This is a genomic window from Streptomyces djakartensis (assembly GCF_014651075.1).
GTDB lineage: Bacteria > Actinomycetota > Actinomycetes > Streptomycetales > Streptomycetaceae > Streptomyces > Streptomyces djakartensis.
The window spans coordinates 101,803-126,823 of the sequence record NZ_BMWE01000016.1 but is presented as its reverse complement, the minus strand read 5'-3'; the positions used below and the strand labels follow the sequence as shown (position 1 = coordinate 126,823).

At 71.7% G+C, this 25,021-nt stretch carries 19 protein-coding genes and 5 pseudogenes; 12 read left to right on the top strand and 12 right to left on the bottom strand.

Translation table 11 applies throughout. The features are described from left to right. Positions 1–159: 159 nt before the first annotated feature. Both IE212_RS25780 and IE212_RS25775 read right to left on the bottom strand, forming a co-directional pair. Positions 160–1,623: an L-fucose/L-arabinose isomerase family protein gene (locus IE212_RS25780; protein ID WP_190200335.1), complete on the bottom strand. Its 1,464-nt coding sequence runs from the start codon at positions 1,621–1,623 to the stop codon at positions 160–162. A 15-nt stretch (positions 1,624–1,638) separates the two neighbouring features. Further along, positions 1,639–2,928, bottom strand: a complete 1,290-nt coding sequence (locus IE212_RS25775; protein WP_190200334.1) for an MFS transporter — start codon at positions 2,926–2,928, stop codon at positions 1,639–1,641. 208 nt (positions 2,929–3,136) lie between these two features. Between IE212_RS25775 and IE212_RS25770 the strand changes: the two genes are divergently transcribed. Continuing rightward, positions 3,137–7,090 (top strand): glycosyl hydrolase, encoded by a 3,954-nt coding sequence (locus IE212_RS25770; RefSeq protein WP_190200333.1) that lies wholly within the window; start codon positions 3,137–3,139, stop codon positions 7,088–7,090. Between the two features lie 117 nt (positions 7,091–7,207). Here IE212_RS25770 and IE212_RS25765 read toward each other — a convergent pair whose 3' ends face one another. Together IE212_RS25765 and IE212_RS25760 are read right to left on the bottom strand one after the other, a co-directional pair. Beyond that, positions 7,208–8,275: a LacI family DNA-binding transcriptional regulator gene (locus IE212_RS25765; RefSeq protein ID WP_190200332.1), complete on the bottom strand. Its 1,068-nt coding sequence runs from the start codon at positions 8,273–8,275 to the stop codon at positions 7,208–7,210. Between the two features lie 150 nt (positions 8,276–8,425). Then, on the bottom strand, positions 8,426–8,854 hold the full coding sequence (locus tag IE212_RS25760) for a helix-turn-helix domain-containing protein (protein WP_190200331.1): 429 nt from the start codon (positions 8,852–8,854) through the stop codon (positions 8,426–8,428). 79 nt (positions 8,855–8,933) lie between these two features. On the opposite strand from IE212_RS25760, the gene IE212_RS25755 reads away from it, so the two are divergent. Genes IE212_RS25755 through IE212_RS25745 form a run of 3 tightly spaced genes read left to right on the top strand, consistent with a single transcriptional unit; the run spans position 8,934 to position 11,632 of the window. After that, a complete protein-coding gene (locus IE212_RS25755) occupies positions 8,934–9,788 on the top strand; it encodes a class I SAM-dependent methyltransferase (RefSeq protein ID WP_190200330.1) in 855 nt (284 codons plus the stop codon). A gap of 51 nt (positions 9,789–9,839) precedes the next feature. Beyond that, positions 9,840–10,550, top strand: coding sequence for a ThuA domain-containing protein (locus IE212_RS25750; RefSeq protein ID WP_190200329.1), 711 nt, complete (start codon positions 9,840–9,842; stop codon positions 10,548–10,550). Next, on the top strand, positions 10,520–11,632 hold the full coding sequence (locus tag IE212_RS25745; protein WP_190200328.1) for a Gfo/Idh/MocA family protein: 1,113 nt from the start codon (positions 10,520–10,522) through the stop codon (positions 11,630–11,632). The genes IE212_RS25750 and IE212_RS25745 overlap by 31 nt, the downstream gene beginning before the upstream one ends. A 5-nt stretch (positions 11,633–11,637) precedes the next feature. On the opposite strand, the gene IE212_RS25740 is transcribed toward IE212_RS25745, so the two are convergent. Further along, the gene (locus IE212_RS25740) at positions 11,638–13,116 is read right to left on the bottom strand and encodes a glutamate-cysteine ligase family protein (RefSeq protein ID WP_190200327.1); all 1,479 of its coding nucleotides are present in this window, start codon (positions 13,114–13,116) and stop codon (positions 11,638–11,640) included. A gap of 123 nt (positions 13,117–13,239) precedes the next feature. On the opposite strand from IE212_RS25740, the pseudogene IE212_RS25735 reads away from it, so the two are divergent. The 5 genes and pseudogenes from IE212_RS25735 to IE212_RS25720 all read left to right on the top strand — a co-directional run bounded on the left by IE212_RS25735 (position 13,240) and on the right by IE212_RS25720 (position 18,326). After that, positions 13,240–14,410: pseudogene (locus IE212_RS25735) on the top strand (MFS transporter). Positions 14,411–14,682: 272 nt separating this feature from the next. After that, positions 14,683–15,582 carry an SDR family oxidoreductase gene (locus IE212_RS25730; protein WP_190200326.1) on the top strand — a complete coding sequence of 300 codons (900 nt, stop codon included), beginning with the start codon at positions 14,683–14,685 and terminating at the stop codon, positions 15,580–15,582. Positions 15,583–15,636: 54 nt separating this feature from the next. Next, positions 15,637–16,365: a maleylpyruvate isomerase family mycothiol-dependent enzyme gene (locus IE212_RS25725; RefSeq protein ID WP_190200325.1), complete on the top strand. Its 729-nt coding sequence runs from the start codon at positions 15,637–15,639 to the stop codon at positions 16,363–16,365. A 22-nt stretch (positions 16,366–16,387) separates the two neighbouring features. Continuing rightward, a pseudogene (locus IE212_RS35100) lies at positions 16,388–16,911 on the top strand (MFS transporter); the annotation flags it as partial. 167 nt (positions 16,912–17,078) lie between these two features. Then, positions 17,079–18,326, top strand: a complete 1,248-nt coding sequence (locus IE212_RS25720; protein ID WP_190200324.1) for an ABC transporter substrate-binding protein — start codon at positions 17,079–17,081, stop codon at positions 18,324–18,326. Positions 18,327–18,348: 22 nt separating this feature from the next. Here the strand turns inward: IE212_RS25720 and IE212_RS25715 are convergent, their stop codons facing one another. Genes IE212_RS25715 through IE212_RS25700 form a run of 4 tightly spaced genes read right to left on the bottom strand, consistent with a single transcriptional unit; the run spans position 18,349 to position 21,965 of the window. Next, complete coding sequence (locus tag IE212_RS25715) at positions 18,349–19,089, bottom strand: ABC transporter ATP-binding protein (RefSeq protein WP_190200323.1); 741 nt, start codon at positions 19,087–19,089, stop codon at positions 18,349–18,351. Between the two features lie 2 nt (positions 19,090–19,091). Further along, on the bottom strand, positions 19,092–19,976 hold the full coding sequence (locus IE212_RS25710) for an ABC transporter ATP-binding protein (protein WP_190200322.1): 885 nt from the start codon (positions 19,974–19,976) through the stop codon (positions 19,092–19,094). Further along, entirely contained in the window at positions 19,966–20,958 is a 993-nt protein-coding gene (locus tag IE212_RS25705) for a branched-chain amino acid ABC transporter permease (RefSeq protein ID WP_190200321.1), read from the bottom strand. The genes IE212_RS25710 and IE212_RS25705 overlap by 11 nt, the downstream gene beginning before the upstream one ends. Before the next feature lie 11 nt (positions 20,959–20,969). Then, positions 20,970–21,965, bottom strand: coding sequence for a branched-chain amino acid ABC transporter permease (locus IE212_RS25700; RefSeq protein WP_190200320.1), 996 nt, complete (start codon positions 21,963–21,965; stop codon positions 20,970–20,972). Between the two features lie 116 nt (positions 21,966–22,081). Between IE212_RS25700 and IE212_RS25695 the strand changes: the two genes are divergently transcribed. Together IE212_RS25695 and IE212_RS25690 are read left to right on the top strand one after the other, a co-directional pair. Beyond that, positions 22,082–23,005: an SAM-dependent methyltransferase gene (locus tag IE212_RS25695; RefSeq protein ID WP_190200319.1), complete on the top strand. Its 924-nt coding sequence runs from the start codon at positions 22,082–22,084 to the stop codon at positions 23,003–23,005. 8 nt (positions 23,006–23,013) lie between these two features. Then, on the top strand, positions 23,014–23,298 hold the full coding sequence (locus IE212_RS25690) for a DUF6332 family protein (protein WP_190200318.1): 285 nt from the start codon (positions 23,014–23,016) through the stop codon (positions 23,296–23,298). Here IE212_RS25690 and IE212_RS25685 read toward each other — a convergent pair. Then, positions 23,259–23,406, bottom strand: a pseudogene (locus IE212_RS25685) (DNA-binding response regulator); the annotation flags it as partial. The gene IE212_RS25690 and the pseudogene IE212_RS25685 sit on opposite strands and share 40 nt — an antisense overlap. Then, a pseudogene (locus tag IE212_RS25680) lies at positions 23,373–23,588 on the bottom strand (sensor histidine kinase); the annotation flags it as partial. The pseudogenes IE212_RS25680 and IE212_RS25685, both read right to left, overlap by 34 nt. Here IE212_RS25680 and IE212_RS35095 point away from each other — a divergent pair. Continuing rightward, positions 23,572–23,725, top strand: a pseudogene (locus tag IE212_RS35095) (deazaflavin-dependent nitroreductase); the annotation flags it as partial. The pseudogenes IE212_RS25680 and IE212_RS35095 sit on opposite strands and share 17 nt — an antisense overlap. On the opposite strand, the gene IE212_RS25675 reads toward IE212_RS35095, so the two are convergent. Further along, on the bottom strand, positions 23,709–24,965 hold the full coding sequence (locus IE212_RS25675) for a geranylgeranyl reductase family protein (RefSeq protein ID WP_190200317.1): 1,257 nt from the start codon (positions 24,963–24,965) through the stop codon (positions 23,709–23,711). The pseudogene IE212_RS35095 and the gene IE212_RS25675 overlap by 17 nt on opposite strands. Between the last annotated feature and the right edge of the window lie 56 nt (positions 24,966–25,021).

Here is a 25,021-nt window from a genome sequence, read left to right as displayed (position 1 = left end):
TTCTTCCCGGTGGCGATGCTGTACGAACGCCCCGCCGTGAGGCGGGGGTCCGAACTCGAGGACGGATGCTGTCACGGGATGACGGTGGGGCGGCGCCACCTGGGACCTGTCGCCCGGCCTCCGCGGGCAGTCCGGGTGGGCACGACACCCATGTCCCCGTCATACCTGCCGGTGGCCGATGCCCAGCAGGCTCGCCGCCGCCCTGAAGTCGGCCGCGTGGTGGCCGACCGCGAGGGACCAGTGATGGCCGACCCCGGTGACGCTCCATGCGTCGACCCACTCGCCGGGGTCGCGGCCGAAGTCGACGCGGCTGGTGGTGTTGCCGATCTCCAGCAGCGGTCCCGGGACGACGGTGCCCTCGGAGGTGATGAACGACAGACCGCCATCGGCGTCCTGGCCGAGGCCGAGCAGGGTGACGGGTCCGTGCCGTACGTCGAACTCGACGCTCACGCCCCAGCCGCGTTTGCCGTGGTAGACGCCGAGTCCGCGCAGGAGGGGATCGCGAGCGCCGACCGCCAGGTGGGCGGGGCCGTCGTGGCCCATCTCCACCACGCCGTCCTCGAAGTCGAGGGCCTGGATCTCGGTGAAGGAGCCTCCGGCGCCGACGCTCTGGGAGGCGAGCTGGGCGACACTGGTGCGCAGTTCGTACTCCCCGGCGGCCGGCACGCCCCGGGCCGTGAGCAGGGAGGCGCCCAGGATCATGCCGGCGCCGAGCCGCTCGTGCAGTTCGCCGTCGAGGCCGCGGTGGTAGTAGGCGAGGCTGTCGAGCGCGAAGTCCTCCACCAGCCGGTCGAGGGCGACCGACACGGTCGCGCCCCAGGCGAAGTCCTCCTCCACCACGCTGTCGTCGAGGGTGAAGACCTGCCGGGCGAGCGCCATCCGCTCCCGGGTCTCGGCCTCGGTCACGCGTTCCACCCGGTGCCGCAGGTCGTCGAACTCCAGCACCTCCACGTGCGAGCCGAACGTGGCGGACAGCAGCGTCGGATCGGTCTGCACGTCGAGCATGCCGGGGTACACGTGCCCCATGAGGCCGTGCCGGGCGTGCCGGAGCGCGGCGCGGATGTGCGCGGCCCGGATCCACTGCTCGATGCGCCGCCAGGCGGACTCCTGCCGCAGCCAGCCGGAGACCGACCGGAAGGGGATGCCGGCGCGCCGGAAGACGTTGCCGACCTCGGGGACGGGGCACTGCCCGCAGTAGGCCAGCCAGGCCCCGGTGTCGAAGGAGGCGTGGTCCATCCTCGCGGTCGGCTGGAGGTCGATGACCAGCACCGGCGTGTGCGAGCGCTGTGCGATCGGCAGCACCATCGAGGAGGTGAGGTAGGTCGTCAGGAACAGCACGATCAGGTCGCAGTCGGCCCTGCGCAACTGCTCGGCGGCGCGGGCCCCTTCCTGGGCGTCGGAGATGAACCCGGCGTCGGTCACCTCCGCGTCCATGTCCCGGAACCGCTCGGCGACGTAGGCGGCGGACTCCCGCAGCCGCGGGAGGAGTCCCGGGAACTGCGGCCAGTACGTGCCGAGTCCGCCGGCGACCAAGCCGATGCGGGTGCGGCGCCGGGTGACCGGCGGGAGCAGGTCGTGCAGGGCGGCGGTCCGAACGGCCGTGCGGTCCGCGGTCGTTGCCATGGGCGGTGCTCCTTGTCAGGTCTGCTGCGGCTGCTCGGTGCCGGCGACGCGCAGGTCCGCTCTGTCACGCGGCACGGCGGGGGAACGCGGAACCAGCACGCGGATGATGAACACGCCGGCGCACGCGGCCGCCGTCATGCAGGCGGTGATCGTCCAGAGCAGGACGGACGGGCTGTAGTCGAGCAGCGCCGGGGTGAAGAACGCGGCGACCGCGTAGACCGCGCGCGACAGGGCGTAGGTGAGCCCCTGGGTGGTGCCGCGGGTGTCCGGGGGCAGTGTGAGCTGCGACCACACCTTGTAGTTGGTCTCGCCCGCGAAGGGGTGGGAGATCTGGTACAGGACGAAGAACACGAGCATGCCCACGAGGGCCCCGGCCGTCAGCGAGGCGATGACGAAGGCGAGGATCTGCACGGAGGCGGCCAGGTAGAACAGCCGGTCGCGCCAGGGGGTGTCGGCGAGCCGCACGAAGGCGAGGGTCAGCAGCACGCCGATCGGGATGAAGGCCAGGTTGATGCCGGTGGCCAGGCTCTGTGAGGCGTCGCTGACGGTGACGAGCAGGTACGTGCCGAACTGGCCGAAGGTGTTGGCCCCGAGGCCCCAGGTGACGTAGAAGACGAACGTCGCGGCCATCGGCAGCAGGGCGGCCCGCGTCCACACGTTCCGCAGCGCGACTCCACTCGGGGCCCGCTCCCCCTCGGTGCGGGGAGCGTCGTCGTCCTCGTACTCGCCGGAGAGCTTCAGCCGGGAGCGCATGGCCCAGGTGACGAGCGCGGCGACGGCCAGTTGCCCGGTGATGAGCCTGGCCCCGGTCATACCCGTGGTCGACAGGACGAAGCCGAGGAAGATGGCGACGGCGATGCCCAGCATCCACATGACCTGGGTGAAGGCGACGAGCCTGCCCCGGGCCCAGGAAGGCGCGGCGTCCGAGACGACGGCCAGGGACGTGGGCAGGTCGGCGCCGGCGGCGAGTCCCGCGATGAGGACGCCGGCCAGCAGCGTGATGTCGTCCGGCGCCAGCGTGATGACGATGGCGCCGAGCGCGAAGCAGAAGATGTCCCAGTTGTAGACGCGGCGGCGGCCGAAGAGGTCGGCGAGCCGTCCGCCGATCAGGGAGCCGACGGCGATGCAGCCGGTGACGATCGCGCTGATCGCCCCGGCCATCCACACGCCCATGTCGTAACTGTCGCGGTAGATGGCCAGGTTGACGGAGATGCTGACGATCAGCCCGGCGTCGAGATAGGAGGCCATGCCCGACAGGGCGGCGGCCTTCCAGAGCTGCTTGGGAATGGGGCGGTTACCGGCCATGATGCGACTCCGTCGTCTGGTGACATCGCGGTTCCGGGGGCCTGGTCGCAGCGAATATAGGGCGAGAAAAACGTTGCAACAAGGTGTCGCGCGGACATCGGCGCATCCGCCGGGACTGCCGCCGCGCCCTCCCGGGATATGGCGTGATCCTTCCAGCTCGCCTACGGTGAAGGCGGTCTGAAAACGTTTTAGGGGAAGGGCCGCCTCAGTGATCTCCCCCGCGCTCCGGCACCTGTTCGAGAACCCGCCCCGCGACTTCGGGCCGACGCCGTTGTGGTGGTGGTCGGGCGCGAAGGTCACCCGCGATCGGCTCGCCTGGCAGATGCGGGCGTTCGCGAAGGGCGGTGTCCACAACCTCGTCGTGATCAACCTGGCCCCGGCCGGTCCGGCGTTCGGCGCCCGGGCCGACGATCCGGTCTGGTTCGGTGAGGAGTGGTGGGCCCGCTTCACCGACGCCTGCGAGATCGCAGCGGAGTTGGGCACCCGCCTGTGGTTCTACGACCAGCTCGGTTTCTCGGGCGCGAACGTACAGGGCAATGTGACGCGACGTCACCCGTCGGCCCGGGGTGGCGCGTTGCGCTGCCGCGACGTCACCGTCTCCGGGGGCGCCGTCGTCCTGCTGGACGCCGAGACCCCACTGGGCGCGTACTCCGCACGGGGCGGGCGCCTCGGCCTCGCCGCGGACGGTCCGGGCACCGTACGCGTCGACGCCCCCGACGGGCCCGGCGTGCGGCTCGTCACCACCGTCCCCACGGCGTTCGACTACCTGGACCCGGCCGCGGTCGGCCTGCTGATGGACGCCGTGCACCACGAGTACGACCGGCGCGTACCCGGCCACCTGGGCACCGTCATAGCGGGCAGCTTCCAGGACGAACTGCCCGCCACGAACGCCTGGAGCCGGCGCTTCCCCGAGGAGTTCCGCACCCGGCGCGGCTACGACCTGCTCGACCACCTTGCCGCCCTGTTCGGCACCGACGCCACCGTCCCCGAGACGAAGATCCGCGCCGACTACTACGCGGTCCGCGCGGAACTGGCCGAAGAGGCCCTGTTCCGGCCGCTGGCCGCATGGCACCGGGAGCGCGGGATGCTGCTCGGCAGCGACCAGAGCCATCCGGCGCGGGCGGGCTACCCGGCCCAGTCGACGCAGATCTACACCGACTACTTCCGCACCCACCGCTGGTACGGTGCCGCGGGCAGCGACCATCACGGCGACGCCAAGGTGCACTCCTCCATGGCCCACCTCTACGGCCACGAGCGGGTGTGGATCGAGGCGTTCCACTCCTCCGGCTGGGGCGGCACGCTGGAGGACACCTACCACTGGCTGCTGCCGTTCCTGCGCAGCGGCGCCAACCTGTACAACCCGCACGCCAGTTACTTCGGCACCGCGGGCGGCTGGTTCGAGTGGGCGCCGCCGTCCACGGACTGGCGCCAGCCCTACTGGAAGCAGTACCCGGCGTTCTCCCGGGCCGTGGCCCGGATCTGCTCGATCATGTCCTGGGGAGGTTACGCGGCCGACGTGGCGGTGCTGCACCCCACCGCCACCATGCAGGCCCTCGTGCCGCTGGACGCGCCGGTCCAGCACTTCGGCGACGGCCGGCTGGGCGACGGCCACGCCGAGGCCGACGAGACGCAGCGCCACTACCTCGACCTGTGCGGCACGAACAACTGGCTGGGTCCGCGCGTGGGCGCCCTGGACCGGCACGGCATCTCCTTCGACATCGTCGACGACGCCTCGGTCCAGCGCGCCGGGACGGCCGAGGGCGCCCTGCGGATCGGGGACCTGGCGTACACCGCGGTGCTGCTGCCGTCGGCGAGCGTGCTGGAGGAGGAGACGGCGCGGCGGCTGACCGGACTGCTCGACACGGGCGGACGGGTCGTCGTGGTGGGCCGCCCGCCCGCCACGGCCTCCGGCCGGTCCGGCGACGACTCGGTGGTGGCGGCCCTGGTGGCACACCCCCGGCTGGAGCGGGTGGCCGACGCCGACGCGGGCGCGGCGGCGGTCGCCGACGCGGCCGGGTACGCCACGGCCGATGTTCCGCTGCTCGTCAGACGGAAGGGCGACGAGGCCGTGGCGCTGGTGACGTCGGCCTTCCCCGAGATCGGCGCGCATCCGCTGCGGACCGGTTCCGCCACGGTGGCCGACGGCCGCGGCACCTCGTCCGTGACCGTGCGGGCCGGGGTCGCCGAGGCCGAGGTGTGGAACCCGGCGACCGGCTCCCGCACCCCCGCACGGGTCACCGTCTCCGGCGACGGCGCTTCCTCGGCCGTCGAGGTGCCGCTGGACGGTGCTCCCGCGGCCCTGGTCGTGTGGCGTGAGGGCCGGCCGGCGCAGGAGCGTCCGGAACGCAAGTGCGCCGCCCGGGTGATCGACGTCTCGGCCGGCTGGGAGGGCAGGCTGGTCCCCACGATGGACAACGCCTGGGGCGATCTGGCGCTGCCGCCTGGATCCCCCGTGGACGAGCCGCAGATCTGGTCCATGGACTGGACCGAGGGCGGGGTGTGGGAGCGGGCCCGGGTCACCTACGGCAACCGGGTCCGCGTCCTGCCCCCGGTGCCCGTCGGTCAGGTGCCCGAGCCGCTGGATGCCGAGGCCGCCGAACGGGTCCTGGCCGGCGAGTCGCCCCTGACTCCGCCGGACGGGGGCTGGGACGTCGGCGTGTACTCGTCGAGCCGAGGTCTCCCTGATCCCGGCGGGCTGCTGGGCCTGAAGGGGCTGGTGAACGAGGAGTTCGTGCGCGTCCCCGTGCCGGTCCGCGCAACGGCCGCCCGGGTGCGGACGATCGTGGAGACCGGCCACCGGGGACCCGCCGAACTCCATGTCGGCGCCGAGGCGGCCAAGCGCGTGTGGTGGAACGGCGAGCCACTGCACCCGGACGGCGGCGGTTACCTGGCCTCCGCCCGGGTCACGGTGAGCCGGGGCCGCAACGTGCTCGAGTACGAACTCTCCGACGCGCAGAGCAGGCCCTCGACGATCTCGGCCGTCGAGGACACACCGCTGGGCAGCTTCTTCTGCCTGTCGGCGCCGGGCGGACTCGGGCCGCGTCCGAGGTTCATGCGTCCGCCCGACGGGGTGCGGCCGGACGGCCGGGTGGCGTATCGCGGGCGGATCCACGTCCCGTGCGAGGGTGCGCGGGCGGTACTGGTCGTCGGCGCGGCCTCGGCTGTCACCGTGCTGCTCGACGGGGATGTCGTGGCACGGCAGGAGAAGGTGGAGTACTACGAGGCCGACTGGGGCGCCGTGCCGATGTTCTTCCGCCACGAACCGGCGCTCGGGGCGGGACCGCACACCCTGGAGGTGGTGGCCGACACCGCCGACGCCCGGGACGCGGTCTTCGTGGACATGGTGGTGTGTTCCGGGACCGAGGTGACGGCCCTGGTCAGCGGTGCCGGATGGGAGGCCTCGGCGGGCGGCTGGCACGGCCGGACGGTCGAGGACCGGCGCAGGCGGGGCGAGTTGCAGCACTGCCACGCCGTGGTGCGGTCGCACCCGCTGCCGGACACGGCATGGCTGACCGGCGCGCCGGTGCTGGGGGGTGCCGTGTGGGCCGCCCGGTCGACGGACGACGTCCACGCGGTGCCGCAACGCTTCCGCTTCACGGTGCCGGCGGGAACGGCGTCGCTCGGCCTGCCGTTGGCGCTGGACGCCCGGGTTTCGGTCGGGGCCGACACCGAAATCAGCCTGGAGGGACCGGTACTGAGACTGCGTCAGCCTCTCGCGGAGACGACTCGTGTCGAGGTGGTCACCGAGCCGACCGCGGTCCTGCGGGGCGGATCCGCCTGGACCGGACCGGTGCGTGCCCGCACCGTACCGGCGCCGCTGCCGCTGGGTGACTGGCGGGAGCTGGGACTGGGCGGTTGGAGCGGGGGCGTGACGTACGCCCGTGTGGTGGAGGTGCCGCCGGGGGCGGATCCCGTGCTGGACCTGGGGCGGGTGCGGGGCAGCGTGGAGGTCTCGGTCGACGGCGAGTTCGCCGGGGAGGCGTTCTGCGCGCCCTACCGCTTTGCGTTGCGCGGCGCCGCCGGGCGTACGGTCCGGCTGGAGGTGACGGTCCGCGGCACGCTGGCGCCGTATCTCGCGGAGGCCACACCGACCGCCTGGGCGTTCGACTCGCAGCTGTCGTCGGGGCTGCTGGGGCCGGTGACGCTGAGGATCCCGGGCTAGGAGGTGTCCGGCGGGCCATACCGAGAACGCGGGGCTCGGTACGCCCGTCTGCGTCGTCGGACACCGCCGCTTTCCCGCGCCTGATCCGCTGGACAGGCTCAGGGCTTGTCGTTTGGATCACGGCGCAGGGAATCGGCAGCGCTTGTCAGTGCCGGTGAGCGGGGCGTGGTGCGCGGAAGGCGGTCGAGTGGAGGCGCGCAGGACGAGACCGGGGGCGAAGACGCGGGTCTCGTGGGCGTGTTCCGCGCGGGCCTCGATCTCGTCGAGGAGCATCTCGACGGCGGCCCGGCCGAGGTCCTCGACCGGCTGCCGGACCGTCGTCAGGGTGGTCGCCCCGAAGCTCGCGATGTCGAGGTCGCCGTAGCCGACCACCTGCACGTCATCGGGGATGCGCACGCCTCGTTCGGTGAGCCCCCGGCACACTCCCGCCGCGAGGAAGTCGTTGGTGCAGAACACTCCGTCGGGCACGGCGTCGAGCCCGTCCGCGATCTTCTTGCCGTACGCGACGCTCATCTGCTCGGCGACGACCTGGTCCAGGTGTGCCTCGCGCCGGCTGCGCACGGCCTGCCGCGCTCCCTGGTACCGGTCGGCGCACTGGCGTATGCCGCGCTCGCCGTTGACGACGAGGATGTCGCGCGCCCCGCTGTCGAGGAGGTGCTGTACGGCGATGCGGCCGCCGGCGATGTCGTCGACGGAGGCCGAGCAGCCGTCCCGGTCGGGCATCGCGCGGTCGGCGAGGACGAGTGGGATGCCCCGCTCGCGGAGCCTGGCCAGCCGGCCCGGGTCGGCACTGAGCGGCACGACGACCACACCGACGGCCCGCTGCTCCACGAGCATGCTGAAGTAGCCCTGCTCCCGCTCCGGTGCGTCCCCGCTGTGGCAGAGGACGAGGGAGTAGCCGTGGCCGTAGGCCGCGTCGGCGGCGCCCCTCGCGATGCGCGCATAGAACGAATTGGTCACGTCGGGCAGCACCAGCCCGATCGCGCAGGCGCGTCCGGTGCGCAGGCCGGCGGCTCCCGGGTGGGGGACGTAGTCGAGTGCGGCGATCGCTGTGCGGACGCGCTCGGCGGTCTGTGCGTTGACGCGCTCGGGCCGGTTGAGCACGTTCGACACCGTGGACACCGAGACGCCGGCGGCGGCCGCGACGTCCTGGATGCGGGCGGGGCGTGCCGGGATGGCGTCCACCCCCTCGCTGTCGCAGCCGTGCGACCAGGCACGACGATGGTCTCCTCGGGCGCCGCAAGTATAACGTGACCGGATGTAGAACGTTTTTCGTGAACATGGACGCGCACCCCGAGGTGTCGCACCAAGGCCGACGCCTGGGCTGCCGGCCGGTCAGCGGCCGGGGGGCCGCCGTCCCGGCCGGGTGACACCGCCGGACGCCGCCGCGTCGAGAAGGCCGCGGAACGTGGGGCACTCCAGATGACTCGGCGCCGGGCACGCGGCGGCATGCCGCAGGGAGTCGCGCAGCAGGACGAGTTCACGCACCCTGCGGTCGAGTTCGTCCGCCCGGTCCGCCAGCATCCGCCGGTCGATGCGCGGCCGGCCGTCCGGCGCGAACATGTGCGCGATCTCGTCGAGGGAGAACCCGGCCCTCCGTCCCAGCGCGATCAGCGCCAGGCGCTCCAGCACACCGGAGTCGTACTGACGGCGCAGACCGCGCCGACCGGTGGAGACGATCAGACCCTTCTCCTCGTAGAACCGCAGCGTCGAGGCGGGCACCCCCGCGCGCTGCGCCACTTCGGCGATGTCCAGCTCCGTCATGACCTTGACCTCAAGTCGGCTTGAAGTAGAAAGCTGTCATCCGCATCCGACGAGGTCAAGGAGAAGGAGAATCACGAGCATGGACGCCGAGCGCAGGACCGACGACGAACAGGCCGCTCGCTGGAACGGGCGCGCCGGACACGCCTGGGTCGACCTCCAGGCGGTGCTGGACGAGATGTTCCGGCCCTTCGAGCACCTGCTCGTCGAGGCCGTGGCCTCGGAGCGGGCCGGCCGTGTGCTCGACGTGGGCTGTGGCACGGGCGGCGTCACACGGGCCGTCGCCCGACGCGTCGGCCACTGCGTCGGGGTCGACATCTCCGGCCCGATGATCGACGCCGCGCGGGCGTGGTCCGAGCAGGAGGGCGTACCGGCGTCCTTCGTCCGCGCCGACGCGCAGGAGCACGCGTTCGAGCCCGGTGCCTTCGACGCCGTCGTCTCGCGTTTTGGTGTCATGTTCTTCGACGACCCCGTACGGGCTTTCGCGAATCTGCGCAGGGCCGTGCGGGACGAGGCCGCGCTCCGGTTCGTGGTCTGGCGCGGCCCGGACGAGAACCCGTTCATGACCACGGCCGAGCGCGCCGCCAGGCCGTTCCTGCCGGACCTGCCCGCCCGCCGGCCGGACGAACCGGGCCAGTTCGCCTTCGCGGACCCGGACAGGATCCGCGGCATCCTCTCCGGGAGCGGGTGGACCGACGTCGACATCCGGCCGGTCGACGCGGTCTGCACCCTGCCCGAGAGGGAGCTGGCCCGCTACTTCACCCGGCTCGGCCCACTCGGCATGTTCCTGCCCGAGGTGGAGGACGAGCAGACCCGCGCCCGGATCGTCCAGGCGGTCCGGGCGGCCTTCGACCCCTTCGTGGAGGGATCCGGCGTCCGCTTCACCGCGGCGTGCTGGACGGTCGGCGCACGGGCCGCCGAGGCGAAACTTTCGTGAGGCGCCGGCCCCTTTCGTGAGCGCGGGCGCCCGGCGCATAGTGAGGTCCCTATGACGCCGAAGAATGCCCTTGTGGTGCGTGGCGGCTGGGAGGGGCACCAGCCGGTCGAGGCGACGGAACTCTTCCTGCCCTTCCTCCGGGACAACGGCTATGCCGTCCGGGTCGAGGAGTCGACCGACGTCTACGCGGACGCCGCCGTCATGGCCGGTACCGACCTCGTCGTGCAGTGCGTCACGATGTCGCAGATCACGCGTGAGCAGCTGACGGGGCTGAGTGCCGCGGTCGTGGCCGGCACCGGTTTCACCGGCTGGCACGGCGGCATCGCCGACTCGTTCCGCGCGTCCTCCGACTATCTGCACCTGGTGGGGGGCCAGTTCGCCACCCACCCGGGCAAGGAACCGTGCGAGCGCCGGGGCGAAGCGGAGGACAACTTCCTGCCGCACACCATCAGTCTCACCGAGGCCGGACGCGAACACCCCGTCACCGCGGGCCTCCAGGACTTCGAGCTGTGCACCGAGCAGTACTGGGTGCTCCACGACGACCTCATCGACGTCCTGGCCACCACCACGCATCCCACCCGGCCGTGGGAGCCCTGGCACCGGCCGGTCACCTCACCCGCGGTCTGGACCCGCCGGTGGGGCGCCGGGCGGATCGTGGTGACGACGCCGGGGCACAGCGTCGACGTCCTCGAGAACACCAACGTCCGCACCATCATCGAGAGGGGCATGCTGTGGGCGACGCGCACCGCATCGGAGTCGTAGGGCTCGGAGTGATCTCCCGCGCGTACCTCGACACGCTCACCGGCCGCTCCGCCGTACGGGTCACCGCGGTCGCCGACCTGGACGCCTCCCGGTCGGCGGCGGTCGCCGCCAGGCTGCCGGGCGTCCGGGCGCTGCCGGTCGAGGAGTTGCTGAGCAGCCCGGACGTGGACACGGTCCTGAACCTCACCACCCCTGCCGCGCACGCCGCGATCGCCCTCGGCGCCGTCGGCCACGGCAAGAACGTCTACGGGGAGAAGCCGCTCGCCACCACGCTCGCCGACGCGCACACCGTCGTCGACGCCGCCGCGAAGGCAGGCGTGGGCATCGGGTGCGCGCCGGACACCGTCCTTGGCACGGGCGTTCAGACGGCCCGGGCGGCGGTGGAGGCCGGGAGCATCGGACGCCCCCTGTTCGCCTCGGCCATGATGGTCACCCCGGGCCACGAGCGCTGGCACCCGCAGCCCGACTTCTACTACACCGCCGGCGGTGGCCCGCTGCTGGACATGGGCCCGTACTACCTCACGGCTCTGGTCCATCTGCTGGGACCGGTGCGCGCGGTGACCGGGGCTGCCGGGAGGCTGCGCGGCGAGCGTGTCATCGGTTCCGGGCCGCGCGCGGGCGAGCGCATACCGGTCGAGGTGGACAGTCATGTCTCCGGGGTGCTGGAGCACGCGAACGGGACGCTGACCACCATCACGACGAGCTTCGACGGTGTGGCGACCACGGCCGCGCCGATCGAGGTCCACGGTGAGACGGCGACCCTGTCGGTCCCCGACCCGAACCGTTTCGACGGCGAGGTACGGCTCCACCCGCTGGGCGGCACACGCTGGCACACGCTCCCGGTGTCGGCGGGGTACGAGGACGGGGCACGGGGTGTCGGGCTGCTCGACTTCGTCGCCGCGGGCGGACAGCGGGCGAACGGCGAACTCGCCCTGCACGTACTGGACACGATGACCGCGCTGCTCCGCTCGGCGGTCGAGGGACGGCGTATCGAGCTGACGACGTCGGCGGAGGTGCCCGCCCCCGTTCCGCTGACACCGGCCGAGGGCTGGCGGGGCCGGGCCACGCCCAGCCCGGCGTGAGCAGGTCAGTCGACGGGCCAGGTGTGCGCGGGGGCGTTCATGTGCATGTAGTCCATGTACGTCGAGGTCATCTGCCGTAGTGCCTCCCGCCGGTCGGAGATGCCGGCCTTCTCCAGCTGGTGGACGGTCTCCGCCTGCCAGAGGGCGCCGTTGCGGGCGGTGACGCAGCGCTGCTCGATGATGCCCAGCAGCGGTTCCCGCCAGGCGGCGTCCATGCCGGCCAGCTCCAGACCCCGGTGGGCGAGCGGCAGCAGGCGCCGCAACACCAGTTCCGTCACCGGTACTTCGCCCGCGCCCGGCCAGTACAGGCGGGCGTCGATACCGTCGCGGGACGCGGTGTGCAGGTTCTCCTCGGCGACCGCGAAGGACATCCGTGTCCACACCGGCCGGTCCTCGTCGACGAGGGCCCGGGTCAGTCCGTAGTAGAAGGCGCCGTTGGCGATGATGTCGGCGACGGTGGGGCCGGCGGGCAGCACCCGGTTCTCGATGCGCAGGTGCGGGCCGCTTCCCGTGACCGCGTAGACGGGGCGGTTCCACCGGTAGATCGTGCCGTTGTGCAGGGTCAGTTCGCCCAGCTGGGGGATGCCGCCGCGGTCGAGCACCTCCTGCGGGTCCTCGTCGTCGCACAGCGGCAGCAGGGCCGGGAAGTAGCGGACGTTCTCCTCGAAGAGGTCGAAGACGCTGGTGATCCACCGCTCCCCGAACCACACCCGCGGCCGTACACCCTGGGCCTTGATCTCCTCCGGGCGGGTGTCGGTGGCCTGTTCGAACAGCGGTACGCGGGTCTCGCGCCACAGCTCCCGGCCGAACAGATAGGGGGAGTTCGCCGCCAGGGCGATCTGCACCCCGGCGATGGCCTGGGCGGCGTTCCAGTAGTCGGCGAACTGCTTGGGGGCGACCTGGAGGTGGAACTGGGTGCTGGTGCAGGCGGCCTCGGGCGTGATGGTGTCGGCATACGTGGACAGGCGCTCCACGCCGTCGATCCTGATCCGCAGATCCTCGCCGCGCGCCGCGAAGATCTGCTCGTTGAGCAACTGGTACCGCGGGTCGCCGGAGAGGGCGGCCCCGCTCACGTCCGGCTCCCCCAGCGTCGGCAGGATGCCGACCATGATCAGGTGCGCGCCCACGGCCGAGGCACGGTCCTCGGCGTGGTTGAGGGCGTCCCGGATCGCCAGTTCCCAGGCGCCGGGGCCGCCGGCCGTCAGCTCACGGGGCGGGATGTTGATCTCCAGGTTGAAACGGCCCAGCTCGCTCGACCAGGAGGGGTCGGCGATCGCCCGGAGCACGTCGGTGTTGCGCATCGCCGGCAGTCCGTGGTCGTCCACCAGGTTGAGCTCGATCTCCAGCCCGACCCGGGGGCACTCGCTCTCGAAGCTGGACTCGCGCAGCATCCGGGTCAGCACTTCCAGGCCGGTGTGCATCTTGTCCCGGTACCGACGGCGGTCCTCCCGTGTGAACACCAGGGCCGGCACGTCACGTCCCATCGCGCCCCTCCCGAGTCCCCTCGGCGGATAGCTCTCGTCCCAGAGTCGCACCTTGTCGCGACGACCGCACCCACCTAGCCTGCATTTGTGCCGCAAATAAACAAACCCCGTCAGCACAGTGCCGTGCCGGGCGACGGCCGCTCCCTCACCCGACTCCGCGTCGCGCTCACCGTCTTCTTCGCCCTGGACGGCTTCGTCTTCGCCGGCTGGGTCGTGCGCATCCCCGCCCATCAAGGAACAGACGAACTCCTCCGCCAGCGCCCTCGGCCTCGCCCTCCTGGGCGTCTCGGCCGGAGCCGTCGTCACCATGGTCCTCACCGGACGCCTGTGCCGGCGTTACGGCAACCACCGGGTCACCGTGGTCTGCGCCGTCGCGCTCTCCCTCAGCGTCGCCCTGCCCCCGCTGACCCGCTCGGCCCTGGCGCTCGGTCTCGTTCTGCTGGTCTTCGGCGCCGCGTACGGCGGGATCAACGTCGCCTTCAACAGCGCCGCCGTCGATCTCGTGACCGCGCTGCGGCGGCCGGTCATGCCGAGCTTCCACGCCGCTTTCAGCCTGGGCGGCATGATCGGGGCGGGGCTGGGCGGGCTGGTCGCGCACGCCCTCTCCCCCACCCGGCATCTGCTGCTGCTCACCGTCGCCGGGCTGCTCGTGACCGCCGTGGCGGGCCGTACGCTCCTGCGGTGCGAGCCCCCCGCCCCACCGGAGCGGCGGCGACCCGAGGCGAGTGCCCCGCGTCGGCCGCACCGCCGCACCAGGGGCCTGGTGCTGGTCTTCGGGCTGATCGCGGGGTGCACCGCGTACGGCGAGGGGGCGCTGGCCGACTGGGGTGCCCTGCACCTCGAACAGGACCTGGACGCCTCGCCGGGCGCCGCGGCCGTCGGCTACTCCTGCTTCGCGCTCGCCATGACGGTCGGCCGCCTGACCGGCACGACGCTCCTGGAACGCCTGGGACGGACCAGGACCGTCGTGGTCGGCGGCACCACCGCGGCGGCGGGCATGCTGCTCGGCTCGCTCGCCCCCTCCCTGTGGGCGGCCCTGCTCGGGTACGCGGTGACGGGCATCGGCCTGGCGAACCTCTTCCCGGTGGCGGTGGAACGAGCGGGCGCCCTCGCCGGCCCCGGCGGGGTCGCCACCGCATCCACGCTGGGCTACGGCGGCATGCTGCTGGGGCCGCCCGCCATCGGCTTCATGGCGGACTGGTTCTCCCTCCCCACCGCGCTCACCAGCGTGGCCGTCCTGGCCGGCGTGGCCGCGGTCGTCTGCCTCGCGGCACACCGCGCCGCGGGCCGCTGACGCGCACGGCCCACGCATCGCGGGGCCGCCGGCTCAACTCGCCTCGCCATCGAGGCGAGCGGGAACAGGCCGAGCCTCGCGAACCCGGGGGTGAAGCCGCCCCGGGCCGAGCCACCGGGCCTCCTGGTCTCCTCGGTGGCGTGGAAGGCCGCGCCCCGTCCCGGGCGGTGGACCTGATGCCGGCGGCGCCGGCGTCCGACCGTCCTTCGAGGTGATCGGTGTCCCGGCACCGGGGTACCCGGGACTCGCCCGTTGTGATCACCGGGCTCACCATGGACGAAGGAGGCAGACCCGTGACCGGACAGCAGCACCCCGGCGAACAGCACCCCACCCCGGAGTTTCCCTCCCAGGACCAGCCGCATCCGGGCTGGACCGGCCCCATGGACCCGCCCCCGGACCATGGTGAGGAGTCCTACCGGGGCAGTGGCCGGCTGGACGGCCGCAAGGCTGTGATCACCGGCGGGGACTCCGGCATCGGCCGCGCGGTCGCCCTGGCGTTCGCCCGCGAGGGAGCCGATGTGCTCTTCACCCATTTGGACGATGAGAAGGACGACGCCGCCGAGACCGCCCGGCTGGTCGAGGAGGCCGGACGGCGTGCCGTACCCGTCTCGTGCGACGTACGGGAGGAGGAGAACTGCCGGGCGCTGATCGACCGTGCCGTCGCGGAATTCGGCCGGATCGACGTCCTGGTGAACAACGCGGCGTACCAGATGTCGCAGCCCGACGGCATCGAGGCGATCTCCACCGAGCAGTTCGACCGGGTGATGCGCACCAACCTGTACGGCATGTTCTGGCTGTGCAAGCTGGCCCTGCCGCACATTCCGGAGGGCGGGAGCATCATCAACTCGACGTCGGTGCAGGCCTACAAGCCCAGTCCGCATCTGCTGGACTACGCGACGACCAAGGGCGCGATCGTCACCTTCACGCAGGGGCTGGCGCAGATGGTGATCGACAAGGGCGTCCGCGTCAACGCCGTGGCACCCGGACCGGTGTGGACGCCGCTCATCCCGGCGACGATGCCGGACACCAAGAAATTCGGCCAGCAGGCGCCCATCGGGCGGCCTGCGCAACCGGCCGAGATGGCTCCGGCGTACGTCTTCCTCGCCTCCCAGGACGCGTCGTACATCACCGCGGAGATCGTCAACGCCACGGGCGGCACGCCGCTGCCCTGACGTCGCCTGGGAAATTCCGGCGCCCGAGTGCGCTTCGTGCGGCAGACTCGCGTCATGGAGACCGCCGAGTTCCTTCGAACGCTGGAGACTGAGGGCCGGTTGCTGGCCGCGGCCGCCGAGGAGGCCGGGACGGACGCCAAGGTGCCGACGTGCCCGGAGTGGTACGTGCGCGATCTGCTGCGGCACACTGGCGCGGTGCACCGGTGGGCCGCGTCGTACGTCGCCGAGCGGCACACCGAGGGCCGTCCGCTGGGTGAGGTCCCGGACCTCGACGGTGCGGAGCTCGTGGCCTGGTACCGCGACAGCCACCGTCTCCTCGTCGGCACACTGGCCGACGCCGCGCCCGATGTGAAGTGCTGGTCCTTCCTGCCCGCGCCGTCCCCGCTGGCCTTCTGGACCCGGCGGCAGGCGCACGAGACGGCCGTGCACCGGTTCGACGCGGAGTCCGCACGCGGGTCAGGAACCACTGCCGTCGCCCCGGACTTCGCGACCGACGGCATCGACGAACTGCTGCGCGGCTTCCACGCCCGCTCCAGGAGCCGGGTGCGCACGCAGGAGCCGCGCGTCCTGCGGGTGCGCACGGACGACACCGGCGCCGTGTGGACCGTACGGCTGTCGTCCGAGCCCCCGGTGACCACCCGAGGCGCCACCGGGGAGGCGGAGTGCGAACTGTCCGGCACGGCCGAGCGGTTGTACTTGGCGCTGTGGAACCGGGCTCCCCTGCCGTCGGTCAGGGGCGACCAGGCGCTCGCCGAACTGTGGCGGGAGACATCCGGGATCTGACTGGACCAGGTGTGCTGTCCAGGGCTGGGGATCGGCCCGGACCATCCTGTCCTTCGCCGCCGTCGCCGTTTGCTGGCGGCCTTCGTCACCGTCGAGCGGCGCAGCCCCGCCCGCCGATCCGGCTCGGCGTGCTGCGCTCGGGGCCGCAAGTGGGTGCGCGGCTGGGCGCGTTGACGTTCCTCGGCAGCTACATCGGCTTCCAGTTCCTGGTGACCCTCTACAGCAGTTAGTTGCTCGGCTGGTCGGCGCTGCACACAGCCCTAGCCTTCCTGCCGCCAGGCGCGCCGGTCACGCTGTCGGCGACGAAGGTGGGGGCCGTCATCGACCGGTTCGGCACGGCCCGGCTCCCTCAACGTCCAGGCACCAACGGCGTCGACGAGCACGAGCAGGGCATGGTCTCCGGCTGCTCGACACCTCGGTCCAGGTGGGCGGCGCGATTTTCCTCGCCGTGGTGACCGCGGCGGTGACGCGAACTCCCCCGAGCAGGGCAACGCCTCCCCGCAGGCCGTCCTCGACAGCTACCGGCCCGGACTGGTGATCGTGACGCTGCGTGACCTGTGAGGGGACGCAGGGCGAGGCGCGAAGCGCAGCCAATCGAAAAAGTGTACGTTTTATGCTTTTCCGGATTACGAAAGGGTCTTACCCTCATGTACAGATGGCGGGCGATGGCCGGCCAGTCGACCACCGCCGCATGTACATGAGCGGAGGCGGAGATGAAAGCGTCGATACGGCGGTCCGCGATCTTCGCGAGCGCGGCCGCTCTTGCGATAGCCGTCTGCGGTACGACGGGCACCGCCCAGGCCGAGCCGGGCGATGGTGAGCTCCAGTTCGGCTACGTCCTGCCGGAGACGGGACAGCTGGCCTACCTCGGCCCACCCCAGATCGAATCGTTGAAGTTCGCGATACAGAAGATCAACGACGCCGGCGGAGTCCTGGGCAAGTCCGTGCCGACTGTGGTCTCCAGTGACGAGGCGGGCCAGGAGGCCGTCGCCGCGCAGTCGGCGGACCGGGTCCTCGCGGCAGGCGTGGACGCGATCATCGGCGCCGCGGCTTCCGGCATGTCACTGTCCTTCATCGACCGGGTGACCGGAGCTGGTGTGGTGCAGTGTTCGGGGTCGAACACCGCTCCCACCTTCACCGACTACGAGGACGACGGCTTCTACTTCCGTACCGTCCCGAGCGACGCCTTGCAGGGGCCCATCCTGGCGGATGTCGTCCGCGACGACGGCCACAACCGGGTGGCCCTGGTCGCACGGGCGGACGACTACGGGCGCGGCCTGATGGAGTCCACCCGGAAGTCGCTGGAGGAGCGCGGTGCGACGGTGACGCTGGCGGAGACCTACGACCCGAAGGCGACCAACTTCGACCAGGTCGCCCAGCAGATCGAGAACTCCAGGCCGGACGCCGCCGTGGTGATCGCCTTCGAGGAAGGCGCCCAGATCCTTCAGGGCATGATCGAGTCCGGAATCGGACCCGACCGGATCGGCGTCTACGGCGCCGACGGACTGCGCAGTGAGGAACTGCCCTCGCTGGTCGCCCCGGGCCAGCCCGAGAGGCTCTCCGGGATGAAGGGGACCGCACCGGCCTCGGCGGAGAACGAGCAGTACGTGAAGGACCTCAAGAAATTCGCGCCGAAGCTGAAGGAACTGCAGTTCGCACCGCAGGTGTTCGACTGCGTGACGACGATCGCGCTCGCCGCCGAGAAGGCGGAGTCCGACGATCCCGGCGAGTACGTGAAGGAGATGAACGGGATCACCAAGGACGGCGAGAAGTGCAACTCGTTCGCCGCCTGCAAGGAACTGCTCGCCGACGGCAGGAACATCGACTACGACGGTGTGAGCGGTCCGCTCAACTTCACCGACAAGGGCGAACCCGGCCAGGCGACGATCGAGGTGTACGGCTACGACGACAAGGGAGCGTTGCAGACCCTGCGTACCGAGACCAGCAAGGCCGAGCAGTGACCGGGAGGACCGACAGCGGGAGTCAACGGACGCGGGCGAGCGTGCCGAGGTAGAGCTCGATCACCTTCTCGTCGTGCAGCAGGGCCGTGCCCGTACCGGTGTACGCGTTGCGGCCCTGGTCGAGGACGTAGCCGCGGTCGCAGAGCTGAAGGCACCTGCGGGCGTTCTGCTCGACCATGAGCACGGCGACGCCCGCGCTGTTGATCACCCTGCACCGGTCGAAGACGTGGTCCTGGTGGACTGGTGACAGGCCGGCCGACGGCTCGTCGAGCAGCAGCAGCTGCGGCTCCATCATCAGGGCACGGGCCATCGCGAGCATCTGGCGTTCGCCGCCCGACATCGCGCCGGCCTTCTGCCTGCGGCGGTCGGCCAGCATGGGGAAGAGCTCCTCGACCGCCGCGACCCGCCGCGTGTGGTTCCTGGGCCGCAAATAGCCCCCCATCCGCAGGTTCTCCTCGACGGTCAGCGTGGGGAACACGTTCTGCAACTGCGGTACGTAGCCCACACCCCGCCGGACCAGTTCGTGCGCGGGCCGGCCGGTCATGTCCTCGCCACGCAGCCGCACCGTCCCGCCACGCACCCGCAGCAGCCCGAAGACGGCCTTGACCAGCGTCGACTTACCGGCGCCGTTGGGGCCGATCACACCGACCACCTCGCCCGGCCGCACCTCGATGCTGCATCCGCGCAGTACGTCGACTCCGGGGACGTAACCGGCGACGATGTCGTCGGCCGCCAGCACCGGTGTCTGTTCCTCGGCGGACATCGCTACTCCTCCTTTCCCTGTTCCTCGCCCTTCTCCTCGGTCGCCTCCGGCTCGTCGTGGCGCTTACCCAGGTAGGCGTCCACGACGGCGGTGTTCCGGCCGATCATGTGCGGTGGGCCCTCGGCCACCAGGCGCCCGTCGGCCATGACGGCCACCCAGTCGCTGATGCCCATCACCACGTCCATGTCGTGCTCGACGAAGCACACCGTGAGTCCCTCGTCGCGCAGTTGAGTGATGTGTCCGAGCAGCGACTGGGTCAGCGCGGGGTTCACCCCGGCCATCGGCTCGTCGAGCAGGAGCATCACCGGCCGGGCCATCAGCGCACGGGCCAGTTCCAGCAGTTTGCGCTGCCCCCCGGACAGCGTGCCTGCGTGGTCGTCGCGCAGGGGCCCGAGCCGGAACCGGTCCAGCAGTTCGTCGGCCCGGCGCTCGGACTCCCGCTCCTGCCCGCGCCACAGGGGTCGCAGCAGCGCGGGCAGCGCCCGCTCGCCGCGTTGCCCGGGCGCGGCAAGCAGCATGTTCTCCAGCACGGTGAGCCGGGCGAGCGTCCTGGTGAGCTGGAACGTACGGACCATTCCGCGCCGCGCCACCCGGTGCGCCGGGGAGCCGGTGAGCGGCTGTCCGTCGAACGACCACCGGCCGCCGTCGGCCCGGTCGAACCCGCTCACCACGTTGAACAGCGTGGTCTTGCCGGCCCCGTTCGGCCCGATGAGCGCCGTGATGGCCCCGCGCTGCACCTCCAGGTGCTCGACCCGCACGGCGACGAGACCGCCGAAGGTGCGGGTCACCTGGTCCAGGACCAGCAGGGGGTGGGGTTTGCGCACCCCCGGCTCGGGATCGATCGCGGAGAGCCGGCCGGTGCGGGATACATGGGTGTCAGCGGCCACTGAGCAGCATCTCCTTCCGGCTGCCGAGAATGCCCTGCGGCCGGAACGCGACCAGCAGGATCAGGGCGACCCCGACCAAGGCGAACCGCACCGCGCCGACCTCCGAGGTGCTGATGAGGTCCGGTGAGATGTACTCGGCGTCGATGGCCTGGCGGAGCGCGCTGTCGAGGAAGCTGAGGACGAACCAGAACAGGATCGAGCCGAGGACCGGCCCGAGGATCCGCCCGGCGCCTCCGAGAACGAGCAGCGTGTACAGGAAGAACGTGACGCCCGGGTCGTAGTTGTCGGGGTTCACGGACTGCACCTGGATCGCCTGCACCATTCCCGCGACCGCCCCGATGACCCCGCCGAGCACGAGGCTCTGCATCTTGTACGCGTAGACGTTCTTGCCGAGGCTGCGCGCGGCGACCTCGTCCTCACGGATCGACCGGATGACACGGCCCCAGGGGCTGTGGATCAGCAGGGCCAGCAGACCGCCGACCACCAGCACCAGCGCCCATCCGACGATCATCACCCAGAGGTCGCGGGAGCTGAACCGCACGAGCCAGACACCGTAGGTGCCGGGCTCGATGGGGTTGAGCGCGTAGAAGTCGTTCGCGAACCTCTGGAGCCCGAACACCCCACCGGTGACCGGCTCGGCCCAGTTGGAGCGGTAGAACAGCCGTAGCGTCTCCCCCGCCGCGATCGTGGTGATCGCGAGGTAGTCGGCGCGCAGCCGCAGGGTGGGCAGGCCGAGGAGCAGTGCCAGCACGATCGCGCAGGCCATTCCGCCGAGGACGCCGAGCCACATCGGGCCGTCGTACGTCGACACCGTGATGGCGAGCCCGTAGCCGCCGACCATCATGAAACCGACCTGGCCGAAGTTGAGGAGCCCCGTGTAGCCGAAGTGCAGGTTCAGCCCCATCGCGGCGAGCGCGTAGACGGCGGCGATAGGGCCGATTCCCGAGCGCAGGGCATCGGTGACGATGGCGGAGAAGTCCATGGCGCACCTCCTCACCCGACGCGTTCGGCCCGGCCGAGGATGCCCTGCGGCCGGACGAGGAGAACGAGGATGAGGACGATCAGCGCCCAGGCGTACTGCAGGTCCACCGGGAACCACAGGGTGGACATCTGGGCGACGACGCCGATGACGAGGCTGCCGACCATCGCACCGTAGGCGGAGCCGAGCCCTCCCAGGATGACCCCGGCGAACATGAGCAGCAGGAGCTTGAAGCCCATGTCCCAGCTGACGATCTCGACCAGGCCGAAGAAGACCCCGCCGAGCGCGGCCAGCCCACCGGCGAGCATCCACACGAACAGCACCACCCGCTGCACGTCGATGCCCGACGCCTCCGCGAGATCGCGGTTGGCGGAGACGGCCCGCACGGCCGTGCCGATCCGCGTCCTCTGGAGGAGCGCGGCGACGCCGAGCAGCACCAGCACGGCGAGCAGGGTGACGGTGAGGTCCCGTGGGGTGATGCCGGCCGGCCCCAGGTCGATCGTGCTCTGGATGTCGTACTGCGCGTAGGAGGCGGGCCGGGTTCCGTACAGCACGAGGACAACGTGGCGCAGCACCAGCGAGAGCCCGATGGTGACGATGAACATGTTGATCAGCCCGGTGCCCCGAGCACGCAGCGGGCGCCAGATGCCGCGATCGACGGCCCCGCCGAGCAGGGCGCCGAAGACCACCGCGGCGAGGGCCGCGGGGACAAGGTGCCAGCCCGGACCGGCCGCGGAGACGTTGAGGAAGAACGCGAAGGTGGCGCCGATCGTCACGAACTCGCCGTGCGCGAAGTTGATCAGGTGGATGGTGCCGAAGATCAGCGAGAGCCCGACCGAGGTGATCGCGATGATCACCCCGAACTGGATGCCGTCGATCAGCGCCTGAAGAGCGCGGGCGGCGAAGGTGGGGCCGCGCGGAACTTCCTCACCCTGTGCCCGGGCGGAGATCGCGGGCACCGTCAGGAGGATCAGGGCGAGGGCCGGTACGAGCAGCCGCTGATAGCGCACGACGGTTCCGGTACGTCACGAACATCCCTTGTGGGCCCAGTGTAAGCGCAGGTCGGGGCGGTGACACGGGCAGTGCGAACCCGGTATCGGTGCCCACGGGAAGCGGAGGATGCGGGATGGACGACAGCCAGGACCTCGCGCGTGCGTACGGCGACGACAGTGTGCTCTTCCGGGTGCTGCGGCACCTCGGCTGGGACAGTCTGGCCAACATCGGCTACTTCACGCCGCTCACCCTGCCGTTCGCGGCGCTGACCGGGCCGGTGCCCTTCCAGCGCCGTCTGGTCCGCCGGTCGCTGGCGCTGCTGGACGCCCGGCCCGGACAGCTCGTCCTGGACGCCGGATGCGGTCGCGGCGACACGACGGCGCGGCTGGGCGCCGCGGGGTGCCGGGCGCTGGGGGTGGACATCCAGCCCGCGCAGATCGACCAGGCGCGTCGCCGCTTCGGCGGCCTGACCGGCGTGCGTCTCGCCGTCGGCGACGCCACGGCTCTGCCGCGGCGGGCAGCGGAAATCCCACTGGCGGATGGTTCGTTCGACCGAGTGCACTGCCTGGAGGCCGCCTTCCACTTCGGCCATGAGGGCCGCAGGTCGTTCCTGAACGAGAGCTTCCGCCTGCTCCGCCCAGGCGGCCGGCTCGTCCTCGTGGATGTCACCTCCCGTACGGATCAGCCGGTCGAGACCCTCGACCCGAACGGCCTCGTACGCGGGACCTGGCGCTTCGACGACATCGAACCCTGCGAGCGGTACCCGCTGATGGCTTCCGCCGCCGGCTTCACCACGCGCCGGATCGCCGACTGGACCACTCCGGTACTCCACAGGGCGGCCCAGCTTTGTGCCCTGTTCGCCGCCACCGCGTCCACCCGGGCCGGCCGGCAGGCCCTGTGCGTGCGGTGGCCCGGCCTCAGGACACTCGACGCACGGGACTGGGACGAGGTCATCGCCGTCGTCCGGGCTCACCGGGCCATCGGGCGCGTCACTCGCTACACGGCGTACGTCCTCGACAAACCCGCAGGCTTGCCCACCGGGCGCCCTCCTGTTTGACTCGGCGAATGACCAGTCACGGGGGACGGCGCACCCAGGCCGAACGGGACGCGATCACCGTCGAGATCGGGTACGCGCTGTGCAGTGCGGCCTTCGCGGCGGCGCTCGTCTTCGGGGCCGTGGCCGGTCCCGCGCTGCTCTTCGACCTCCCGGACACTGCGGAGAGCCTGCTGCTGCGCGCCGGGCTGGTGCTCGCGCCCCTACTCTTCGCCGCCCGGGTCGTCAGTGTGCTGCTCCGGTTCCGCTCGGGGGGTCAGCCCAGCCGGCCCAGCCGCACCGGCCCCGACTCGTAGGCGAGCACGACCATGGGCCCGGTCGCGGGCGCCCGGCTTCACCATCGTGCGGCTGACGTGAATCTTCGCGGTGAGCGGACCGACGACCAGGCGGCGGGCGATCTCATCCGGAAGGCGGCGAGGTCCGGGCCGGGCGCGAGGCCCGGCAGCTCGCCCTCGACGTCGACGGTCAGGCCCGCGCTCTCCGCCTGCTCCACCAGCTCGGGCAGCCGGTCCAGCCCCGGCACGGGAGCGCGCGGCGCGTCACCGTGTGCACGCAGCGTGTCGAGCACCGACGACAAGACCCCGATCCTGCGCGCCTACCTCAGGCGCTGGAAGGCCCGAGGTCGGGGTCTTCTTCAACGGAGTCGGCCCGGACTCCCCCGACGACCAGCTCCGCCGCATCGCCCCCGACCACCCGGTCTTCGAGGTCACGATGACGCGCTGACCTCGTCCGTCTGCGCCTCGCCCGTCACGGCGGGACGACGGTCGAGCGCGGTCAGGGCCCGCTGGGCCACCGGACGCGTGCGGACGATCTCGCCCAGCGACGTCGCCCCCTGCGTGATGTCCTTGAACGCCCGCCATGCCGGACGGAAGCTCGTCAGCGCCATGTGGAACAGGCCGGGACGGCGCTCGAACGCGCTCAGCAGCCGCTTGCCGACGCTCATCTCCACCCCGAGACCGGCCTTGACCGCGAACGCGTAGTTGAGGGCCTGGCGGCGCGTGTCCACCGCGTCGTGCGCCTCCGCGATCCGTACCGCCCACTCCCCCGCGAGCCGGCCGGAGCGCAGCGCGAAGGAGATGCCCTCGCGGGTCCACGGCTCCAGCAGCCCCGCCGCGTCGCCGCACACCAGCACCCGTCCGCGCGACAGCGGCGAGTCGTCGGCACGGCACCGGGTCAAGTGACCGGAGGAGATGCTCGGTTCGAAGCCGGCGAGTCCCAGCCGCGCGACGAAGTCCTCCAAGTACCGCTTCGTCGCGGCTCCTTCACCCCGCGCCGAGATCACCCCGACCGTCAGGGTGTCGCCCTTGGGGAAGACCCAGCCGTAACTGCCCGGCATCGGGCCCCAGTCGATGAGAACCCGCCCCTTCCAGTCCTCGGCGACGGTGTCCGGGACGGGAATCTCGGCCTCCAGGCCGAGGTCGACCTGGTCGACCTTGACCCCGACATGGGCCCCTATGCGGCTGGCGCTGCCGTCGGCTCCCACCACGGCCCGCGCGAGCAGGACCTCGCCGCCCTGGAGGACCACGGCGACCGTGCGCCGGTCGGGCACCGCCGAGCCGTGCTGCTCGACCCGCTGGACCGTGACGCCCGTCCGCAGCTCGGCGCCCGCCTTCTGCGCGTGCTCGACGAGCTGCTGGTCGAACTCGGGCCGGTTGATCAGCCCGAACAGCATCCGCTTGGACCGGCGCGTCCGCGTGAAACGGCCGTTGTGAGAGAACGTCACCGCGTGCACCCGGTCCCTGAGCGGCAGTTCGAAGCCGGGCGGCAGCGCGTCGCGCGAGGGGCCGATGATGCCGCCGCCGCACGTCTTGTACCGCGGCAGCTCCGCCTTCTCCAGCAACAGCACGCGTCTGCCCGCGACCGCCGCCGCGTACGCGGCCGAAGCGCCCGCCGGTCCCGCGCCCACCACGACGACGTCCCACACCTGCCGCGCGTCGTCCGCTGAAGAGTTCTCGCTGCTCACGATGGTCTACTGCTCCCGATCAAGCCGCCTGCCGCTGCTACCTCCCGCATCCTACG

What these genes read in the sequence shown, in the direction of transcription:
- IE212_RS25775 (WP_190200334.1), bottom strand. Translation starts at nt 2,928, where the DNA reads ATGGCCGGTAACCGCCCCATTCCCAAGCAGCTCTGGAAGGCCGCCGCC.
- IE212_RS25780 (WP_190200335.1), bottom strand. Translation starts at nt 1,623, where the DNA reads ATGGCAACGACCGCGGACCGCACGGCCGTTCGGACCGCCGCCCTGCAC.
- IE212_RS25715 (WP_190200323.1), bottom strand. Translation starts at nt 19,089, where the DNA reads ATGTCCGCCGAGGAACAGACACCGGTGCTGGCGGCCGACGACATCGTC.
- IE212_RS25730 (WP_190200326.1), top strand. Translation starts at nt 14,683, where the DNA reads ATGGACGAAGGAGGCAGACCCGTGACCGGACAGCAGCACCCCGGCGAA.
- IE212_RS25740 (WP_190200327.1), bottom strand. Translation starts at nt 13,116, where the DNA reads ATGGGACGTGACGTGCCGGCCCTGGTGTTCACACGGGAGGACCGCCGT.
- IE212_RS25705 (WP_190200321.1), bottom strand. Translation starts at nt 20,958, where the DNA reads ATGGACTTCTCCGCCATCGTCACCGATGCCCTGCGCTCGGGAATCGGC.
- IE212_RS25725 (WP_190200325.1), top strand. Translation starts at nt 15,637, where the DNA reads ATGGAGACCGCCGAGTTCCTTCGAACGCTGGAGACTGAGGGCCGGTTG.
- IE212_RS25760 (WP_190200331.1), bottom strand. Translation starts at nt 8,854, where the DNA reads ATGACGGAGCTGGACATCGCCGAAGTGGCGCAGCGCGCGGGGGTGCCC.
- IE212_RS25755 (WP_190200330.1), top strand. Translation starts at nt 8,934, where the DNA reads ATGGACGCCGAGCGCAGGACCGACGACGAACAGGCCGCTCGCTGGAAC.
- IE212_RS25720 (WP_190200324.1), top strand. Translation starts at nt 17,079, where the DNA reads ATGAAAGCGTCGATACGGCGGTCCGCGATCTTCGCGAGCGCGGCCGCT.
- IE212_RS25750 (WP_190200329.1), top strand. Translation starts at nt 9,840, where the DNA reads ATGACGCCGAAGAATGCCCTTGTGGTGCGTGGCGGCTGGGAGGGGCAC.
- IE212_RS25690 (WP_190200318.1), top strand. Translation starts at nt 23,014, where the DNA reads ATGACCAGTCACGGGGGACGGCGCACCCAGGCCGAACGGGACGCGATC.
- IE212_RS25695 (WP_190200319.1), top strand. Translation starts at nt 22,082, where the DNA reads ATGGACGACAGCCAGGACCTCGCGCGTGCGTACGGCGACGACAGTGTG.